The organism is Bradyrhizobium erythrophlei (genome assembly GCF_900129505.1).
In the GTDB taxonomy this organism is placed as follows: domain Bacteria; phylum Pseudomonadota; class Alphaproteobacteria; order Rhizobiales; family Xanthobacteraceae; genus Bradyrhizobium; species Bradyrhizobium erythrophlei_D.
Genome location: NZ_LT670818.1, coordinates 3,457,618 through 3,472,327 on the forward strand (window position 1 = coordinate 3,457,618; position 14,710 = coordinate 3,472,327).

General features: G+C 64.6%; 15 protein-coding genes. 11 read left to right on the top strand and 4 right to left on the bottom strand.

What is annotated here, in order from left to right:
* The first annotated feature begins 84 nt into the window (after window positions 1-84).
* From B5525_RS15925 to B5525_RS15940, 4 genes are all read left to right on the top strand, one after another.
* On the top strand, window positions 85-831 hold the full coding sequence (locus B5525_RS15925) for an electron transfer flavoprotein subunit beta/FixA family protein (RefSeq protein ID WP_079566848.1): 747 nt from the start codon (window positions 85-87) through the stop codon (window positions 829-831).
* Window positions 832-1,782 (top strand): electron transfer flavoprotein subunit alpha/FixB family protein, encoded by a 951-nt coding sequence (locus tag B5525_RS15930; RefSeq protein WP_079566849.1) that lies wholly within the window; start codon window positions 832-834, stop codon window positions 1,780-1,782.
* 94 nt (window positions 1,783-1,876) lie between these two features.
* Window positions 1,877-2,758: a 3-hydroxybutyryl-CoA dehydrogenase gene (locus tag B5525_RS15935; protein ID WP_079566850.1), complete on the top strand. Its 882-nt coding sequence runs from the start codon at window positions 1,877-1,879 to the stop codon at window positions 2,756-2,758.
* A gap of 273 nt (window positions 2,759-3,031) precedes the next feature.
* A complete protein-coding gene (locus tag B5525_RS15940) occupies window positions 3,032-3,235 on the top strand; it encodes a hypothetical protein (RefSeq protein ID WP_079566851.1) in 204 nt (67 codons plus the stop codon).
* A 105-nt stretch (window positions 3,236-3,340) separates the two neighbouring features.
* Here B5525_RS15940 and tlpA read toward each other — a convergent pair whose 3' ends face one another.
* Window positions 3,341-4,030, bottom strand: coding sequence for a thiol:disulfide interchange protein TlpA (gene tlpA, locus B5525_RS15945; protein WP_079566852.1), 690 nt, complete (start codon window positions 4,028-4,030; stop codon window positions 3,341-3,343).
* Between the two features lie 107 nt (window positions 4,031-4,137).
* Between tlpA and argH the strand changes: the two genes are divergently transcribed.
* From argH to lysA, 3 genes are all read left to right on the top strand, one after another.
* On the top strand, window positions 4,138-5,535 hold the full coding sequence (gene argH / locus B5525_RS15950; RefSeq protein WP_079566853.1) for an argininosuccinate lyase: 1,398 nt from the start codon (window positions 4,138-4,140) through the stop codon (window positions 5,533-5,535).
* Window positions 5,536-5,642: 107 nt separating this feature from the next.
* A complete protein-coding gene (lptM, locus tag B5525_RS15955; protein WP_154073259.1) occupies window positions 5,643-5,921 on the top strand; it encodes an LPS translocon maturation chaperone LptM in 279 nt (92 codons plus the stop codon).
* A 170-nt stretch (window positions 5,922-6,091) separates the two neighbouring features.
* Window positions 6,092-7,357, top strand: a complete 1,266-nt coding sequence (lysA, locus tag B5525_RS15960; RefSeq protein WP_079566855.1) for a diaminopimelate decarboxylase — start codon at window positions 6,092-6,094, stop codon at window positions 7,355-7,357.
* 156 nt (window positions 7,358-7,513) lie between these two features.
* Here lysA and B5525_RS15965 read toward each other — a convergent pair whose 3' ends face one another.
* Complete coding sequence (locus tag B5525_RS15965) at window positions 7,514-7,894, bottom strand: carboxymuconolactone decarboxylase family protein (RefSeq protein ID WP_079566856.1); 381 nt, start codon at window positions 7,892-7,894, stop codon at window positions 7,514-7,516.
* Window positions 7,895-8,061: 167 nt separating this feature from the next.
* Here B5525_RS15965 and B5525_RS15970 point away from each other — a divergent pair, with 167 nt between their 5' ends.
* Window positions 8,062-10,692 (top strand): TIGR02302 family protein, encoded by a 2,631-nt coding sequence (locus B5525_RS15970; RefSeq protein ID WP_079566857.1) that lies wholly within the window; start codon window positions 8,062-8,064, stop codon window positions 10,690-10,692.
* 135 nt (window positions 10,693-10,827) lie between these two features.
* On the opposite strand, the gene B5525_RS15975 is transcribed toward B5525_RS15970, so the two are convergent.
* Together B5525_RS15975 and B5525_RS15980 are read right to left on the bottom strand one after the other, a co-directional pair.
* Window positions 10,828-11,202 carry a response regulator gene (locus tag B5525_RS15975; RefSeq protein WP_079566858.1) on the bottom strand — a complete coding sequence of 125 codons (375 nt, stop codon included), beginning with the start codon at window positions 11,200-11,202 and terminating at the stop codon, window positions 10,828-10,830.
* A gap of 40 nt (window positions 11,203-11,242) precedes the next feature.
* A complete protein-coding gene (locus tag B5525_RS15980) occupies window positions 11,243-12,112 on the bottom strand; it encodes an MJ0042-type zinc finger domain-containing protein (RefSeq protein WP_079566859.1) in 870 nt (289 codons plus the stop codon).
* A 176-nt stretch (window positions 12,113-12,288) separates the two neighbouring features.
* On the opposite strand from B5525_RS15980, the gene ftsE reads away from it, so the two are divergent.
* The 3 genes from ftsE (at window position 12,289) to B5525_RS15995 (ending at window position 14,710) form a co-directional block, all read left to right on the top strand.
* Window positions 12,289-12,948, top strand: coding sequence for a cell division ATP-binding protein FtsE (gene ftsE, locus B5525_RS15985; RefSeq protein ID WP_079566860.1), 660 nt, complete (start codon window positions 12,289-12,291; stop codon window positions 12,946-12,948).
* A complete protein-coding gene (locus B5525_RS15990) occupies window positions 12,941-13,909 on the top strand; it encodes a cell division protein FtsX (protein ID WP_079566861.1) in 969 nt (322 codons plus the stop codon). The genes ftsE and B5525_RS15990 overlap by 8 nt, the downstream gene beginning before the upstream one ends.
* An 84-nt stretch (window positions 13,910-13,993) precedes the next feature.
* Window positions 13,994-14,710: a YdcF family protein gene (locus B5525_RS15995; protein WP_079566862.1), complete on the top strand. Its 717-nt coding sequence runs from the start codon at window positions 13,994-13,996 to the stop codon at window positions 14,708-14,710.

Consider the following 14,710-nt stretch of genomic DNA (forward strand, 5'->3'; position numbering starts at 1 on the left):
CTTCGCGCGTTGACCGGGGTTGGCCGGACCTTTAGGTTCCGCGCCCAAGCTGATCAAAACCGAAATTGAAGCGAAAGAGGATCGATGAAGGTTCTGGTGCCGGTAAAGCGGGTGGTCGATTACAACGTCAAGGTCCGGGTCAAAAGCGACGGATCGGGCGTGGAGCTGTCCAACGTCAAGATGTCGATGAATCCGTTCGATGAAATCGCGGTCGAGGAGGCTCTGCGGCTGAAGGAAGCCGGCAAGGCGACCGAGGTGGTGGTGGTGTCGATTGGACCCGCGCAGGCGGCCGAAACCATCCGGACCGGCCTCGCCATGGGCGCCGACCGCGGTATCCTGGTCAAGGCCGAGGGCAACGTCGAACCTTTGGCGGTCGCCAAGATTCTCAAGGCCATCGCCGACGAGGAAAAGCCCGGCCTGATCATTCTCGGCAAGCAGGCGATCGACGACGATTCGAACCAGACAGGCCAGATGCTGGCGGCGCTGCTCGGATGGTCGCAGGCCACGTTCGCCTCCAAGCTCGAGGTCGATGGAACCGACTTCAAGGTGACGCGCGAGGTCGACGGCGGCCTGCAGACCGTGAAACTCAAGGGCCCGGCGATCGTAACTACCGATCTGCGGCTCAATGAACCGCGCTACGCCAGCTTGCCCAACATCATGAAGGCGAAGAAGAAGCCGATCGCCGAGAAGAGCGCGTCCGACTACAGCGTCGATCTCACCGCCCATCTCGAGATCCTCAAGACCTCGGAACCGCCGGGCCGCAAGGGAGGCGTCAAGGTCAAGGACGTCGCCGAGCTGGTGTCGAAACTCAATGAAGCCGGGGTTCTCTAGATGACCACGCTGTTGATTGCCGAACACGAACACGCCACGCTGAAAGATTCCACCAACAAGGCGTTGACGGCCGCGACCCAGCTCGGCGCCGAAGTTCACGTTCTGGTCGCCGGTGGCGGCGAAGGCACCAAGGCGGCGGCCGAGGCGGCGTCCAAGCTTGCCGGCGTCACCAAGGTGCTGGTCGCCGACGGTGACGCCTATGCCCACGATCTCGCCGAGCCGCTGGCTGCGCTGATCGTGGCGCTGGCGCCGTCCTATGACGCCTTCGTCGCGCCCGCGACCTCCCGCTTCAAGAACGTGATGCCGCGCGTCGCGGCGCTGCTCGACGTCATGCAGGTGTCGGAAATCATCAAGGTGGTTTCACCCGATACCTTCGAGCGCCCGATCTATGCCGGCAACGCGATCCAGACAGTGAAGTCGAAGGACGCCAAGAAGGTCATCACGGTGCGGACGTCGACCTTCGCCGCGGCCGGAACCGGCGGCAGTGCTGCGATCGAAAATGCGGCCTCGGCCGCCGATCCCGGCCTTTCCAGCTTCGTCGGCGAGGAAGTCGCGAAAAGCGACCGTCCCGAACTGACATCGGCGAAGATCATCGTCTCCGGCGGCCGCGCCATGCAGAGCCGCGAGAACTTCGCCAAATATATCGAGCCGCTCGCCGACAAGCTCGGCGCCGGCGTCGGCGCCTCGCGTGCCGCGGTCGATGCCGGCTATGCGCCGAACGACTGGCAGGTCGGACAGACCGGCAAGGTGGTGGCACCTGAGCTATACATCGCAATTGGCATTTCCGGCGCGATCCAACATCTCGCCGGCATGAAGGATTCCAAGGTGATCGTCGCGATCAACAAGGATGAGGACGCGCCGATCTTCCAGGTCGCCGATTACGGTCTGGTCGCGGATCTCTATCAAGCGGTGCCCGAGTTGACCGAAGAACTCGGCAAGCTGGGTAAATAACGACACAGCCGGCCGGATGAAGTGAACTTCGGCCGGTGTTTATGCAAAGAGGGGCAGGCGCGGGACGCGCGCCGCGTTCCGGTGAGATGGCAAGATGGCAGCTAAGATCAAGAAGGTCGGCGTGATCGGCTCGGGCCAGATGGGCAACGGGATCGCCCATGTGGCGGCGCTGGCCGGGCTCGACGTCGTGCTCAACGATGTGTCGGCCGATCGGCTGAGGTCGGGCATGGCTACCATCAACGGCAACCTGTCGCGCCAGGTCGCCAAGAAGATGATCACCGAGGACGCCCGCAAGAAGGCGCTGGAGCGGATCGTCTCCACCGAGACCATGGACGGGCTTGCCGATTGCGATCTGGTGATCGAAACCGCGGTGGAAAAGGAAGAGGTCAAGCGCAAAATCTTCCACGATCTGTGCGCGGTGCTGAAGCCGGAGGCCATCGTCGCTTCCAACACGTCGTCGATCTCGATCACGCGGCTCGCCGCCTCCACCGACCGGCCCGAGCGCTTCATCGGCATTCACTTCATGAATCCGGTGCCGCTGATGGAGCTGGTCGAACTGATCCGCGGCATCGCCACCGACGACGCGACCTTCGACGCGGCCAAGGAGTTCGTCACCAAGCTCGGCAAGCACGTCGCGGTGTCGGAGGACTTCCCGGCCTTCATCGTCAACCGCATCCTGCTGCCGATGATCAACGAAGCGATCTACACGCTGTATGAAGGCGTCGGCAATGTCGAGGCGATCGATGCTGCGATGAAGCTCGGCGCCCATCATCCGATGGGGCCGCTGGAACTCGCCGATTTCATCGGGCTCGATACTTGCCTGTCGATCATGCAGGTGCTGCACGAGGGGCTCGCCGACTCCAAATATCGGCCGTGCCCGCTGTTGGTAAAATATGTCGAGGCTGGTTGGCTCGGCAGAAAGACCCAGCGCGGCTTCTACGATTATCGCGGCGACAAGCCGGTCCCGACGCGCTGAGGCTTGTCATTGCCTGGCCATAGCCGTCCGAAGGACGGCGTCGCTTCCGCTCGCCTATGCCCGACAATCCATCCGCTTCGAAAGTGCATTTTGTGAAGCCGTAGCCCGTAGGGTGGGCTGAGCGAAGCGAGCCCACCATGCTGATGAGCATTCTGGGTGCTGGCTGGTGGGCACGGCGCGAAACGCGCCTTTGCCCACCTTACATGGCCCTTGATCTCCAGCATTCGTTAACCCCTGTCGGTTAGCGTCGCTCGCGACGGAGAGTTGTGCGTTATGGATATGATGAGCATGGTCACCAGTATGCTTGCCGCCCAGGCGGGCAACACGCAGATGCAGGTCGCCACGACCATCATGAAATCGAATGCCGATTCCGAGAAATCCACGGTCCTGACGCTGCTGGGGGCTGCCCAGCAGAACATGTCGTCGCTGGCCAATGTCGGCGCCGGGGTCGGCGGCAATCTCAACATCTCGGCCTGATGGCCTAGGCTCTGATCAGCTTCGCTGAATCAGAACCGTCGTTCATCTTCTTGTTTGGGCATGATCTTTTCCGAAAAACCGGTATCCACTTTTCGGGATCATGCCCTAAAGCCCGGCGGCGACCGGGTTCATGGCCGCCTTGATCAGCTTGATGGCGTCGTCGCTGTCCCAATCCGCCGGCCCCGCGATGGTGGCGATCTCGCAGCCCTGGGCGTCGACCAGCACCGAGGTGGGCATCCCCAGCGCCCGTCCGACAGCCTTAAGGTCTTGAAAAACCTTGGCCTTTTCGTCGCTGAAATAGCCTAGCCGGGTCAGATGGGCATCCCTCAGGAAATTCTTCGGCTTTTCGGAGTCGCGGGTATCGATGTTGATGGCGACCACCTCGAAATTTTCACCTCCCAGCCGGGTTTGCAGGCCGTCCAGGGCGGGCATTTCCTTGCGGCAGGGCACGCACCAGGTGGCCCACAGGTTCACCAGCACCGTGCGTCCGCGCCAGTCGGAGAGCTTTTTGGGCTTGCCGTCGGCATCCTCGAAGGCGAGGTCCGGCAGACGCAGCGGCGTCGTCGCCACGGTCAGCGCCGCCACTTCGCCATGCGCCAGCGGCGCGATTCGGTGGGCGAGGTCGACCGCCCCGCGGCAGGCGGCATCGCCCGTTGCGTTGCGCCGCAACCCGCCGATCCCGTATACCCCGGCAAATCCGATCACCGCCCCGATCAGGACCGCCGCGATGGCAATGGGAATCCGGCGCGTGGCGGCGGGGCGGGACGGGGGCAGTTCGGGCATATCGTTTGTCATCCTGTATCAGATACGGCTATGCAGAGCCTGTGCAACGGCCGGTTTCAAGCGTTCGGCGCGGCGATCAATGGAAGTCCTGGGAAGTCAATTTTCATGAGTAGCAGATCATGAGCAACAAGATGTGGGGCGGCCGGTTCACCGAGCGCCCCGACGCGATCATGGAGGAAATCAACGTCTCCATCGACGTCGATCGTCACCTGTATGCCCAGGACATCGCCGCGTCCAAGGCCCACGCCGCGATGCTCGCCGCGCAAGGCATTATCACGGCAAACGATGCGAAAAATATCAAATCCGGTCTAGACACGATTTTGTCAGAAATCGGCAAGGGATCGTTCGATTTCAAGCGCGCGCTCGAGGACATTCACATGAATGTCGAGAGCAGGCTCGGCGAGCTGATCGGCCCCGCCGCGGGACGGCTGCACACCGCGCGCTCGCGCAACGACCAGGTCGCGACCGATTTCCGGCTCTATGTCCGCGACACGATCGACGACACCGACGCGGCGCTGGCCGCCTTCCAGCACGCGCTGGTGCAGCGGGCGCTGGAACATGCCTCGACCGTCATGCCGGGCTTTACCCATCTGCAGACCGCGCAGCCGGTGACCTTTGGGCATCACCTGCTGGCCTATGTCGAAATGGCGGCGCGCGACCGCGGCCGCTTCGCCGACGCCCGCAAACGTCTCAACGAATCGCCGCTGGGCGCAGCGGCGCTGGCCGGGACCTCGTTCCCGATCGATCGCGCCGCAACGGCGAAGGCGCTCGGCTTCGACCGGCCGATGGCCAATTCGCTCGACGCGGTGTCGGATCGCGACTTCGTGCTCGAAACGCTGTCGGCCGCCTCGATCGCGGCGGTGCATTTGTCGCGCTTCGCCGAGGAAATCGTGATCTGGACCTCGCCGCTGGTCGGCCTGGTGCGATTGAGCGACAAGTTCACCACCGGCTCCTCGATCATGCCGCAGAAGCGCAACCCCGACGCCGCCGAATTGGTGCGCGCCAAGACGGGCCGGGTGATCGGCGCGCTCACCGCCCTGCTGATCGTGATGAAGGGCCTCCCGCTCGCCTATCAAAAGGATATGCAGGAGGACAAGCAGGGCGCGATGGAAGCTTTCGCCGCACTGTCGCTTGCCGTTCGCGCGATGACCGGAATGGTCATGGACATCGTGCCGGACGAGGCGCGGATGAAGGCCGCCGCCGGCGAGGGCTACGCCACCGCCACCGATCTTGCCGACTGGCTGGTGCGGACGCTGAAAATGCCGTTCCGCGACGCCCACCACGTCACCGGCCGCATCGTGGCTGCGGCGTCGAAAGCCGAGGTGCCGCTGCACCTTCTGCCCCTGAAAGACATGCAGGCCATCGAGCCCAGGATTACGAAAGAGGCGTTGGGTACCCTTTCGGTGGAAGCATCGGTGAAAAGCCGCAGCAGCTATGGCGGAACCGCGCCGAAGAACGTATTGGCGCAGGCAAAAACCTGGCTCAAGCGGCTCGAAAAAGAGCGGAAATTGGGCTGAGGACAGGAATTTCGCTGCAATTTAATTTCGCTGCAATTTCATGATGGTCCTCCTCTCGCCAGAGCAGGGCAATCTTTGTATGGTGCGGCCGCATTGGGGATTTTGTCGTGAATCGTAATTACCGCCCGACACGCCAGGGATGGGCCATCATCCTGTTGAGCGCGGCCGTGCTCGCGCTCGGCGGCTGTGGACGCAAGGGCGGGCTCGACCTGCCGCCGAACACCCCGCCGCAGGCGGCCGCGGCGGCGCAAGCCGATGCCGACCACGAGCCGGCCGCGAGCGCGCCCAGCGTGTACAATCCGTATTACGGAAGCGATGCGCCGCCGGCCGCCACTAAAGGCGCCAAGAAACCCTTCATTCTCGATCCGCTCCTCGACAGTCACTGAGCTGGTGCGGTGGATTTGACATTCGCTACGGTCTTTCCGCGAGTCCTTCTAGCGAATGTCAAATCCAGGGCCGCACCAGAATTATATTTTGCTAGTGTTCCCTTGGGTTCTAACATTCGCAAAAGTGCTCGCTGCAAGGGGATGCGAATGTTAGAACTGGAACACTAGCCATGAACCATTTCGACTATCGCAACGGCGTGCTGCACGCCGAGGCGGTGAATCTTATCGATCTGGCGGATGCGGTCGGCACGCCCTTTTATTGTTATTCGACCGCGACGCTCGAGCGCCATTACCGGGTGTTCAGCGACGCCTTCGCCGGCGAGAAGGCGGTGGTGTGCTACGCGATGAAGGCGAACTCCAACCAGTCGGTGCTGCGCACGCTGGCAAAACTCGGCGCCGGCGCCGACGTGGTGTCGGGCGGCGAGCTGAAGCGGGCGCTGGCCGCCGGCATTCCGCCGCAGAAGATCCTGTTTTCGGGCGTCGGCAAGACCGAAGCCGAGCTGCGCGCGGCGCTCGCTGCCGGCATCCTGTGTATCAATGTCGAATCCGAGCCCGAACTCGAATTGCTGTCGCGGCTGGCCGTCGAGACCGGCAGGACCGCGCGGATCTCGGTGCGCGTCAATCCTGACGTCGATGCCGGCACCCACGCCAAGATCGCCACCGGCAAATCCGAGAACAAGTTCGGCGTTCCGCTGGCGCGCGCCCGCGCCGTCTATGCCCATGCCGCCAAGCTGCCGGGGATCGAGGTCACCGGTACCGATATGCATATCGGCAGCCAGATCACCGATCTGAGCCGGATGGAAACCGCGTTCCGCATCCTGTCGGATTTCGTGCAGACGCTGCGCGCCGACGGCCACACTATCTCGCATATCGATTTCGGCGGCGGCCTCGGCATTCCCTATTACATGGATCGCGAAGCGCCGCCGGCGCCGGATGCCTACGCCGCCATGGTCAAGCGTGTCACCCACAATCTCGGCTGCACGCTGATGTTCGAGCCGGGGCGGATGATCGTCGGCAATGCCGGCATCCTCGTCACCCGCGTGATCTATCTGAAGCCCGGCGACGCCAAGAACTTCGTCATCATCGATGCCGCGATGAACGATCTGATTCGCCCCACACTGTACGAGGCGCATCACGACATCCTGCCGGTCCGGCAAACGGTCGGGGACGCGCGCATTATCACGGCCGACGTGGTCGGGCCGGTCTGCGAAACCGGCGATTACCTCGCGCTCGACCGCAAGCTGCCCGAGCCCAGGGCCGGCGACCTGCTGGCGATCATGACCGCCGGCGCCTACGGCGCGGTGCAGTCCGGCACCTACAACACCCGGCCCCTGGTGCCGGAAGTGCTGGTCAAGGACGACCAATACGCCGTGGTGCGCCCGCGCATTGAGGTCGAGGAACTGATTGCAATGGACAGGACCGCGCCCTGGCTGTGAGCGGCTGTCGCTCCCGCGAATGCGGGAACCCATAACCACCGGCGGTAATTGTTTCGCGAGCTATTCTTTCTTTTCTAACAATACGGGCCGCCGAGTAATAGTCCCGGCTCGAGGCCGGGACGACGATCGAATCCGCTTCACGGGTCCGGTTGGCCCTCAGCCCTTGTCCAATTCGGCAAACACTTCGCGTGCGATTCGGAAACTGTCGACGGCCGCGGGCATCCCGCCATAGATCGCGACCTGCATCAGAATTTCCCGAATCTCCTCTCTCGTGACGCCGTTGGTCAGCGCGCCCTTGAGGTGCGCGCGTAATTCGTGCGGCCGGTTGAGGATGGAGATCATGGCGATATTGAGCATGCTGCGGGTCTTGCGCGGCAGCTCCTCGCGGCCCCAGACCGTGCCCCAACAATATTCGTTGAGCAGTTCCTGGAACGGCTGGTTAAAGCTGTCGACGCTCTTCAGGGCGTTGTTGACATAGGCCTCGCCCAGCACCGCCTTGCGAATTTCCAGTCCCTTGTCGTGCGTTTTCTTGTCCATAATGGTCCTCGGCGTTTCCCGGATGGTTCGGGGCCGACGTTACGGGGTCGCGGCGGCGCAGTCACGCCTTCGTGTTATGCGTATTTCCGGGTGGGTTACCGTTCAAGTACGGGTGCCTCACGGCCGCCGTTGTGCTAGGCTCCTGTGTCGGCAACCCGGAGAGATGATTGAGCGGCGCTACCCCCGACCCTTCACAGCCAGGCCCTACGGCGGACGCCGTTTCGCGGCTCAAGCTCGCGCAGGCACTGCAGCGGGCCAGATATGCGATCGCCTGGGAGCGCAGCTGGCCCCATCTGGCGCGGCTTTTGACTGTTGTCGGGCTGTTTCTAGCGGTGTCCTGGGCCGGATTGTGGCTGGCACTGCCGTTTGTGGCGCGTGCCGTCGGCCTCGGCCTGTTCGTGCTGGCCGCGCTTGGCGCCGTGTTCCCCCTTGTCAGGTTCCGCTGGCCCAGCCGCGAAGAGGGCCTGAGCCGGCTCGACCGCGGCTCGGGTATCCGCCACCGCCCGGCGACCGCGCTGACCGATACGCTGGCGATCAAGGATCCGGTCGCGCAGGCGTTATGGCAGGCGCAGCGCGAGCGCACGCTGGCATCGATCAAGCGCATCCGCGCCGGCCTGCCGTCGCCGCGGCTGGCGATCCATGATCCCTGGGCATTGCGCGCGCTGGTCGCGGTAATGCTGGTCGCCGCCTATGTCGCCGCCGGCGACGAGCGCAGCATGCGCACCGTGGCGGCGTTCGACTGGAATGGCGTGCTGTCGCCGGCCAATATCCGCGTCGACGCCTGGGTGACGCCGCCGCTCTATACCGCCAAGCCGCCGGTCATCCTGTCGGCCGCCAACAAGGAAGCCGCCATTCCCGCCGCCGGACCGTTGCCGGTACCGGCAGGCTCCACGCTGATCATTCGCTCCAGCGGCGGCACGCTCGATGTGCTCGCCGGCGGCGGCGTGACCGAAGCCCAGCCGACCCAGGAAGCGCCCAAAGGCACCAATGAGCGGCATTTCACCATCGCCGGCGACGGCACGGTCCATGTCCGCGCACCCTCCGGTCAGCCGCAATGGAAGTTCACTGCGATTCCCGATCGCGCCCCGACCATCGTGCTCGCCAAGGATCCGGAACGTCAGGCCCGCGGCTCGCTGCAGATGTCCTACAAGATAGAGGACGATTACGGCGTCACCGAAGCGCAGGCGCATTTTGTCGCCCGCCCAAGCGAGACGGCGAAAGGCGCTCCCGAGAAAGGCACTTCCGGGAAAGGCACTCCCGAGAATGCCTCGGCCGCGCCGCGGCCGCTGTTCGATCCGCCGCAATTTCCGCTGGTGCTTCCCAATGCGCGGACGCGCAACGGCGTCGGCCAGACGGTCAAGGACCTCAGCGAGGACCCTTATGCCGGCGCCGACGTGACGCTGACGCTGACGGCCAAGGACGAGGCCGGCAATGAGGGCAAGAGCGAGCCCTTCAACATGCGGCTGCCGGAGCGGCTATTTACAAAGCCCCTGGCGCGCGCGCTGATCGAGCAGCGCCGCATCCTGGCGCTCGATGCCAATCAGAACGACAAGGTCTATGCGGCGCTCGACGCGCTGATGATCGCGCCGGAAATATTCACGCCCGAGGCCGGGCAGTATCTCGGGCTCTACAGCGTCGCTCGGCAGCTCGAGGCCGCCCGCACCGACGATTCGCTGCGCGAGGTGGTCGCGAGCCTGTGGGCGCTCGCCGTCACCATCGAGGACGGTGACATCACCGACGTCGACAAGGCGCTGCGCGCCGCCCAGGACGCGCTCAAGCAGGCGCTGGAGCGCGGCGCCAGCGACGAAGAGATCAAGAAGCTGACCGAGAATTTGCGCGCGGCGCTGGACAATTTCATGCGCCAGCTCGCCGAACAGCTGCGCAACAATCCGCAGGCGCTGGCCCGGCCGCTCGATCCCAACACCAGGGTGATGCGCCAGCAGGACCTCAACAACATGATCGAGCGCATGGAGCGGCTGTCGCGCTCCGGCGACAAGGAAGGCGCCAAGGAACTGCTCGAACAGCTGCAGCAGATGCTGGAAAATCTGCAGATGGCGCAGCCCGGCCAGTCCGGCGACAGCGACATGGAGCAGGCGCTGAACGAACTCGGCGACATGATCCGCAAGCAGCAGCAATTGCGCGACAAGACCTTCAAGCAGGGCCAGGATTCGCGGCGCGACCGGTCGCGCGGCAAGCAGGGCGACCAGAGCATGGGCGACCTGCAGCAGGACCAGGAAGGCCTGCGCGACCGGCTGAAGAAATTGCAGCAGGAACTCGCCAAGCGCGGCATGGGTCAGGGCCAGAAGGGCGAGAAAGGCCAGCGTGGCGAACAGGGCCAGCAGGGTCAGCCAGGCCAGGGCCAGTCGGGCGAACAGGGTGAGGACGGCGACGGCGAGGATGGGCTCGGCCAGGCCGACAGCGCCATGGGCGACGCCGGCTCCAGGCTGGGCGAGGGCAACGCCGATGCCGCGGTGGACTCGCAGGGCAAGGCGCTGGAAGCGCTGCGCAAGGGCGCCCAGAGCATGGCAGAGGCGATGCAGCAGGGCGAAGGCGAGGGGCAGGGCGAAGGTCCGGGCAACCGCGCCGGCCGGCAGCAGAGCGGCGGCAATCAGACCGATCCCCTCGGGCGGCCGCTGCATGGACGCGAATTCGGCGACGATTTCACGGTCAAGATCCCCGGCGAAATCGACGTCCAGCGGGCGCGCCGGATCCTGGAAGAACTGCGCCGCCGCCTCGCCGATCCGGCCCGCCCGCAGATCGAGCTCGACTATCTCGAGCGGCTGCTGAAGGATTATTAGTTTCGCCGTCATTGCGAGCGAAGCGAAGCAATCCATGCAACCGCATGGGCGCTGTGGATTGCTTCGTCGCTTCGCTCCTCGCAATGACGAATTGAGGCTAGTAGCCCCGATGGAGCGAAGCGCAATCCCGAACTATTACCCCTTCCGCGCCCCTAGCGCCTCGGCCACGGCGGTGCGGATGTCGGCCACCGAAAACGGTTTTGTCACCACGTCGTGGACGATCGCGTTGAGGCCGTGGGCGCGTTCGCGCTGATCGGCAAAGCCGGTCATCAATAATATCGTCAGCTCCGGAAAGTCGCGCGCTGCCGTCAGCGCCAGCGCAATGCCGTCCATGACGGGCATCTGGATATCGGTGAGCAACAGATCGAAGGCACCGGCCTCACGGACGAGAATCTCCAGCGCTTCGGCGCCGTCTTCCGCGGTGACGGTCTCGTGGCCGTCCATGGCGATGGCGCGCGCCACCAGGGTGCGCATGGAATCTTCGTCGTCGGCGATCAACACGCGCGGCATGGCGCATCCCACTTTCGAAAGCGAAACCAGGCGGCGGCGTTTATGCGCTGCCGCTGGCCATATCCCGTCTGTTGAAGAAGCGTATGTCGATATTGCGCCCTTCCGGGGGCGGCGAGGCCAGCCGCGACTTGAACGAGGCGCGTTCGCCCGGCCTCAGCACCGTCTGTTCCAGCACGGTATTCCAGGCATAGATCTCCGCGCCCTGCGCGTCGCGGACGCTGAAGCGCAGCCGCGGCAGTTCGACCGGCTTGCGGGCTTCGCCCGTGATCACGCCCTCGATCACTAGCACCCGCTTGCCTTCGACGGTTTCGGTGCTGATCTTCACGTCCTTGAACATCAGGCCGCGCAGATTTACCTCGAACCCGACCATCTTGTAGAACGTGGCGGTCTGCGGCAGCAGCCGCACCACATCGACCCGCCAGATCATCAATGCCAGCACCAGCGCGCCCATCGCGGCACAGGCCGTCGGCAGGCCGACGAAGGGCTTGCCCGATGCGCGAAGCAGGGCAGGCCGCCTCAGGAGATAGCGGAACCAGGATCCGTTCCGCCGCGCGGCTCCGCCGTCCCCGGCATCATCTTGCGCCGCCGCCGCCCAGTCGGAATCGGCGCTCGGCGGCGAACCGTCGCCGTCCGGCCAGTCGGCCGAAATCGAGGGGCTGTCGACGACCGGGGCCTCCAGGCTGTCATCCTCGGCGGCCATCGCTTCCCATTCCGCGGCAGCGTCGGCCTCGCTGGATGCCTGGCCGGCTGACGCCATCGCGCGCGCCGGCGCCAGATTCTCGACCGCATCCTCCGGGCGCGCCAGCCAGACTTCCCTGCACCGGGAACAACGCACATTGCGGCCGGCCACGCCTAACGCAGCCGGATCAATGGCATAGGAGGTCGTACAATGAGGGCAAACGATGTACATCGAGCCAATGTCCACAATGATATGCTGGCAGAACGCTACAAGCCGAGCGTTAACGAACCGGAAACCATAACCAAAGCACAACCACTTTGTTTGGTTCGCCGCGCAAGCGACGCTAATGAGCCCCGGGCCCGCGGTTTGCCGGTTCCGGCCGCGCCCCACATCGAACGGAGCTGAGCTTGGTTCGGTTCGAAAATGTCGGATTGCGTTACGGGCTTGGCCCGGAGATTTTGCGCGACCTCAGTTTCCAGATCCCCGCCCATTCCTTCCAGTTTCTCACCGGCCCGTCCGGCGCCGGCAAGACCTCGCTCCTGAAGCTGCTGTTCCTGTCGCTGCGGCCGACCCGCGGCCTCGTCAACCTGTTCGGCTACGACATTTCGTTGCTCGGCAAGGATGAGGTCGCCGACCTGCGCACGCGTATCGGTATCGTCCTGCAGGACTTTCGCCTGCTCGATCACATGACTACCTATGAGAACGTGGCGCTGCCGTTCCGGGTGATGGGCCGCGAGGAATCGAGCTATCGCAAGGAAGTCATCGATCTCCTGAGGTGGGTCGGCCTCGGCGAGCGCATGGATGCGCTGCCGCCGATCCTGTCCGGCGGCGAGAAGCAGCGCGCGGCGATCGCGCGCGCGGTGATTTCGCGGCCGCAGCTATTGCTCGCGGACGAGCCGACCGGCAATGTCGATCCGACGCTGGGGCGGCGATTGTTGCGGCTGTTCATCGAGCTGAACAAGTCGGGCACCGCGGTGATCATCGCGACCCATGACATCACGCTGATGGACCAGTATGACGCGCGGCGGCTGGTGCTGCATCAGGGACGGTTGCATATCTATGAGTAGACCCGACCAGCATTCGCCTTTGGTGGACCTCGGACAGGAACGTCCGCAGCTCCCGGCGCGAGCCCGCAATTTGTCGCCGATCGTGCCGCGCGCCTCGATCGCCGGCCGCGCGCTGGTCGCGGTCGTCGCCATCATGACGTTCCTCGCATCGATCACCACGGGCACGGTGCTGCTGGTGAGCGCTTCGGCGTCGGAGTGGCAGTCGGAAGTCGCAAGCGAAATCACCATCCAGGTTCGACCCGCAGCCTCGCGCGATCTCGACCGCGATGCGGCGGCGGCGACGCAGGCGGTGCGCAACCAGTCCGGCATTGTCGAGGTCAGGCCGTTTACCAAGGAAGAATCCGCCAAGCTCCTGGAGCCATGGCTCGGCACCGGCCTTTCGCTCGACGACCTGCCGGTGCCGCGCGTCATCGTCGCGCGCGTTCAGCCCGGAACCACGCTCGATCTGGCGGCGCTGCGCAGGGCAGTGACGCTGGTGGCGCCGACGGCCAGCGTCGACGATCACCGCGCCTGGATCGAGCGGATGCGGTCGATGACCGGCGCGACCTTGTTCGCCGGCATCGGCATCCTTGCGCTCGTGATCATGGCGACCGTCATCTCGGTCTCGTTCGCCACCCGCGGCGCGATGGCGGCCAATCGTCCCATCGTCGAAGTCCTGCACTTCGTCGGCGCCGGGGATCGCTACATCGCCAACAGGTTCCTGCGGCATTTCCTGCGGCTCGGCCTGGAAGGCGGCGTGATCGGCGGCGGCATCGCGATGCTCGCCTTCGGCTTCTCCGAATCGATCGCCGGCTGGTTTTCGGGAACGCCGGTCGGCGACCAGTTCGCCGCATTGCTGGGAACGTTTTCGCTGCGTCCGTCGGGCTATCTGGCGCTGGCGGCGCAGGCGGTGCTGATCGCCGCGATCACGGCCTGGGCGTCGCGGCGCACGCTGTTCGCCACGCTGAACGAAATCGACTGATGCGAGCGGTTACCAAGTCAAACCGGACTCCACTTCGTCACAAAACGCTCTAGACTTGAGCCGGGAAGGGATCACTGGCATCGTATGAGCTTGCAGCCCGACGACCAAGCGACGAAACCGCCACGCGCCGCGTCGCGGGGATGGCTGCGCGGCGTCGTCCTGGCGGGGATGGCGGTCGTGTTCGTCGGCGTCACGGTCGGTTTTGTCGGGTTTCTCGCCAAATTGCGCGGCGTCGAGGTTGCGCCGGCCAGCCGTGCCGACGGCATCGTAGTGCTGACCGGCGGCTCTTCACGCGTCTCGGACGCGATGGAATTGCTGGCCGGCGGCTACGGCAAGCGGCTGTTGATCTCGGGCGTGCATCCGACCAACGCCGCCAGCGATATCTCCCGTTCGCTGCCCGACAACCAGCAGCTTTTGACCTGCTGCGTCGATCTCGACCGCTCCGCTATCAACACCCGCAGCAATGCGGCCGAGACGCGGCGCTGGGCGCATGAGCGCGGCTTCAGGTCGCTGATCGTGGTGACATCGAACTATCACATGCCGCGGGCGATCGTCGAATTGTCGCATGCGATGCCCGATGTCAGGCTTATTCCGTTCGCGGTGGTGGGCGAGAAATGGCGCGACGAACCGTGGTGGACGCGTGGCGCGACGGTGCGGCTCCTGCTATCGGAGTATGTCAAATACGTCGCCGCCGAGCTGCGGGTGCGCCTGGCCGATGCCGGTCTCGATCTGACGCCCGAGCTTGCCGACCATCCGGAGGGATCGCCGGCGCCCAGCCCGGCGACGGCGCAAGCCAACTGA